Source organism: Candidatus Dactylopiibacterium carminicum, assembly GCF_014736495.1.
GTDB classification, from domain to species: domain Bacteria; phylum Pseudomonadota; class Gammaproteobacteria; order Burkholderiales; family Rhodocyclaceae; genus Uliginosibacterium; species Uliginosibacterium carminicum.
This window is the reverse complement of record NZ_MDUX01000120.1, coordinates 1-1,688: the sequence shown is the minus strand read 5'-3', so window position 1 is coordinate 1,688 and position 1,688 is coordinate 1. Positions and strand designations below refer to the sequence as shown.

The window sequence follows — 1,688 nt, the reverse complement described above, 5'->3', positions numbered from 1 at the left end:
TCCGGCTCAGGCGCCCAGTGCTCAGTCACGGGCTTCAAACATCCCAGAGGCCGCTCGGGCTACCCGAGCCGGTCCGAGGCTTAAAGATACAAGGCCCCGCGCCATGAGTACCGGCCAACTCCGCGCCGACTGGCTGCTCGCCAGCCCGGGGCAATCCCCCGAACAGCAGGGCGCGCGGCTCGCCTGGCAGGATGGCCGCCTGGTCGAGCTGGCTGCCGCCGCGCCGGATGGCCGTGGCCTGATCGTGTTGCCGGGCCTGTGCAATGCGCATGACCATGCCCGCGCAGTGCGTGCCTCGGCGCTGGGCGCCTTCGACCGGCCGCTGGAATCCTGGCTGATGTACCTGGGCGTGATTCCGGGTGTGGATGCCTACCTTACGGCGGCCTCTTCCCTGGCAAGGTCTGCCCTGCGCGGCGCTGGCCGGGTGATGGTGCATTACACCCGTATCCAGGGGCTGCTGCCGCTGGTGGAGGAAGCCGGGCAGGTCGCCCGCGCGGCCCGGGATGTCGGTGTGCAGGTGGGCTTCGCGGTCGCCATGCGCGATCGTCAGAACATCGCCTATGCCGACGATGCGGCCGTACTCGCCAGCCTGCCGCCGGGCTTGCGCGCGCAGCTCGAACCACGCTTCGCGAAGGCGCCAGCCTCGCCGGCCATGCAACTGGCGCTGGTCGACGAGATCGCCGCGGCCTGCCACGGGCCCGGCTTCAACGTGCAGTACGGCCCCACCGGCGTGCAATGGTGTTCGGACGCCCTGTTGCGTGCCATCGCCCGGGCGTCCGCCGATACTGGCCAGCAGGTGCACATGCATCTGCTGGAAACGCGCTACCAGCGCGAATGGGCGGACCGTGAATTCCCGCAGGGCATCGTTGCCTATCTGCGAGACATCGGCCTGCTCAGCCCGCGCCTCACCCTGGCGCACTGCACCTGGGCGCGGCCGGAGGAACTGGCACTGATCGCCGAGAGCGGCGCGCGCATTGCGGTGAATACCGGCTCGAACCTTGGCATCCGCTCCGGCATCGCCCCGGTGGCGCAGATGCTGGCGGCCGGCTGCCGCGTCGCCATGGGGCTGGACGGCCTCGCGCTGGACGAGGACGACGATGCGCTGCGCGAGCTGCGCCTGCTGCATCACCTGCACAAGGGCTGGGGTTACGAGACGGCGATGTCGCACGCGCAAGCCTGGCGCGTCGCCAGCGAGCAGGGCCGTCACGCCATCAGCGGCATCGAGACCGAGGCCACGCTGGCGCCCGGCGCACGCGCCGACCTGCTGGTGCTCGACGGGCGGGCGTTGATGGACGATCGCCTGTTCGAGGACGTACCGGTGCTCGATTTCGTGCTCGCCCGCGCCACTGCCGGCCACATCCATCAGGTGGCGGTGGAAGGCCGCACGCTGGTGCACCAGGGGCGCGTGCTGGGGGTCGATTACCCGGCGCTGATGCGCGAACTCATGAGCAGCCTGCGCGCAGCGCTGCCCGGTGATGAAGTCTGGCGCGCCGCCGTGCGTGCGCTCAATGGCGAGCTGGCGAAGCACCACACGCATTGCTGCTGAGGCGCGCCAGCCCGCTCGTGCCCGGAACGCCGGATTCCGGCCTTCGCTGGAATGACGGCAAGGGTTCCAACTCGACGGTATCGCTCTCTAGAGCCTGTTCACAGTATCCGGAATGTGTTTACATTCTGGAATTTGGGTGTGA

Annotated in this window: 1 protein-coding gene; it reads left to right on the top strand. The window is 69.3% G+C overall.

Annotated features, from left to right (window positions below):
- Positions 1 to 103: 103 nt before the first annotated feature.
- Positions 104 to 1,546, top strand: coding sequence for an amidohydrolase family protein (locus BGI27_RS17720; protein ID WP_095526091.1), 1,443 nt, complete (start codon positions 104 to 106; stop codon positions 1,544 to 1,546).
- Positions 1,547 to 1,688: the final 142 nt, after the last annotated feature.